This window comes from Mesorhizobium sp. M7A.F.Ca.CA.003.01.2.1 (genome assembly GCF_003998945.1).
Classification (GTDB): domain Bacteria; phylum Pseudomonadota; class Alphaproteobacteria; order Rhizobiales; family Rhizobiaceae; genus Mesorhizobium; species Mesorhizobium ciceri.
On record NZ_RZRA01000989.1, the window covers coordinates 1 to 1,992 of the forward strand.

The 1,992-nt window shown below is 60.3% G+C and carries 4 protein-coding genes; 2 read left to right on the plus strand and 2 right to left on the minus strand.

Features of this window, described 5'->3' with window-relative positions; genetic code table 11:
• Both EN969_RS28670 and EN969_RS28675 read right to left on the minus strand, forming a co-directional pair.
• Positions 1–192: VOC family protein (locus tag EN969_RS28670; RefSeq protein WP_348632420.1), on the minus strand; the 192-nt coding region annotated here is incomplete at its 3' end.
• A 10-nt stretch (positions 193–202) separates the two neighbouring features.
• Positions 203–1,024: an enoyl-CoA hydratase gene (locus EN969_RS28675; RefSeq protein ID WP_063167784.1), complete on the minus strand. Its 822-nt coding sequence runs from the start codon at positions 1,022–1,024 to the stop codon at positions 203–205.
• A gap of 154 nt (positions 1,025–1,178) precedes the next feature.
• Here EN969_RS28675 and EN969_RS28680 point away from each other — a divergent pair, with 154 nt between their 5' ends.
• Both EN969_RS28680 and EN969_RS28685 read left to right on the plus strand, forming a co-directional pair.
• Entirely contained in the window at positions 1,179–1,643 is a 465-nt protein-coding gene (locus EN969_RS28680) for a PaaI family thioesterase (protein WP_063167783.1), read from the plus strand.
• Positions 1,644–1,858: 215 nt separating this feature from the next.
• Positions 1,859–1,992: uL13 family ribosomal protein (locus EN969_RS28685; protein WP_206525254.1), on the plus strand; the 134-nt coding region annotated here is incomplete at its 3' end.

Below are 1,992 nucleotides of genomic sequence, written 5' to 3' on the forward strand. Positions count from 1 at the left end.
GGCGAAGGCGACGCCGGAATCCTCTTCTGCGCTGGCACGTGGGAACAGACCAAGAATGACGCCGCCCATCTGGAAGAAGGCGACACCGTCGGTGATACCGGCATGCCGCTTCAAGCCCATAGCCTCGTAAAAGCGCACCGCGCGGTCCAGATCATCGGTGGCGATGGTAACGATAGAGATTCGCGGCTCCATGGTGCTGCTCCTATTCGTCCGTCCATTCCGGCTTGCGCTTGCCGATGAAGGCGCCGATGCCTTCCTCGGCGTCGCGCGCGAGCATGTTTTCGACCATGATCCGGCCGGTATAGGTGTAAGCATCCGCCAGCCCCATTTCGGCCTGCGAGTAAAACGCCTCCTTGCCCGTCTTGACCACCAAAGATGATTTGGAAGCAATGGTTTGCGCGTATTTGGTGACGATCTGATTCAGGTATTCACGCGGCACGACGCGGTTGACCAGGCCGAATTCCTTGGCGGTTGCCGCATCAATGGTCTCGCCGGTCAACAGCATCTCCATCGCATGCTTGCGCGAGACGTTGCGCGACAGCGCCACCATCGGCGTCGAGCAGAACAGGCCGATGTTGACACCCGGCGTACAGAAGGTCGCCTCATGCGAAGCGATCGCCAGGTCGCAGCTGGCGACCAGTTGCAGCCCGGCGGCGGTGGCCAGGCCGTCAACCTCGGCGATGACAGGCACTGGATGACGCACGATCGCCTGCATCAGCGTCGCACAAGCGGCAAACGTCTCTGCGAAAAAGGCCTTGCCATGATCGGCGTCAGTGCGGCGCGCGGTCATTTCCTTGAGATCATGGCCGGCGCAGAACACCTTGCCGGCAGCCGACAAGACGATGACGCGAACGGCCTTGTCGGCCCTGGCGCGCTCGAGTTCGGCCGTCAGCGCCGCCATCACCGCCAGCGACAGCGCGTTGGCAGGCGGATTGGCGAGTGTGAGGCGCAGCACGCCCTTGTCCAGTTGTGCAACCACCGGACCCTCAACGGCGGCAGGCTTGATGGCAAGGATTTCGGCCATGGATAGGGTTCTCCGCGATTCCGCTGGGGCTGCCAGACTATCTAATACCGGATCAGGTTTCGTCCAACACCGATCGCTTGCGCCAGGGGACGAAGGTTGTCAGAAATGCCGCGCTGCGCTCATACAGGCCTGGCGCAAAGCGAGAGACCAAGACATGCCCGCCCAGACCAACCTCAAGCCCGTGCTGACCGCGCAACAAGTCAATGCGCTGATGGAAACCGTCTATCCGCAGCTCAATGAGCAGTTCAAATATTTCGAGGCGATCGACGTGTTCCCGGGCGGCTGCACCGTGCGGCTCAACGCCGGCGAACGGCATTTGCGTCCCGGCGGCACGGTGTCCGGCCCCTCGCTGTTCACGCTGGCCGACATTGGCGGCTACGTCTGCGTGCTCAGCCATGCCGGGCCGGATGCGCTTTCGGTCACCGTCAACCTCGACATCAATTTCGTGCGCAAGGCCGAGGCAGGACCGATCGACGGCCATTGCCGCATCCTGAAGCTGGGAAAGAGCCTGATGGTGTTCGACATCGACATCGTTGCCGGCCCAGACGGACACACGGTGGCGCATGCCATCGGCACCTATTCGATCCCGCCGAAGCGGAATGGTGATGTGGTAAAATAATACCTTTTGTTCAAGTTATTGTTTTTGCTACATTTTACCTGATATCTACCTTTTCGTTCGCCTTGACGCGGTCACCACCCTCGCCTATAAGCCTCCACGAAGCAGCGGCCCGCAAAGGCCGCCGTTTTGTTATTGGCGGCGGGCAAGCGCCTTTCGCCAATCCAAGCAACAAGAAACGCCTTCTCTTATGAAGGTCAGAACCGAGAGCAGAAAACATGACAACCTTTTCGCAGAAGCCTGCGGATGTGGTGAAGAAGTGGATCCTGATCGACGCCGAAGGTCTCGTCGTCGGTCGTCTGGCCACTGTCATCGCCAATCATCTCCGCGGCAAGCACAAGCCGACCTTCAC

Coding starts and splice junctions, on each gene's coding strand:
- EN969_RS28680 (WP_063167783.1), top strand. CDS start 1,179: ATGCCCGCCCAGACCAACCTCAAGCCCGTGCTGACCGCGCAACAAGTC.
- EN969_RS28675 (WP_063167784.1), bottom strand. CDS start 1,024: ATGGCCGAAATCCTTGCCATCAAGCCTGCCGCCGTTGAGGGTCCGGTG.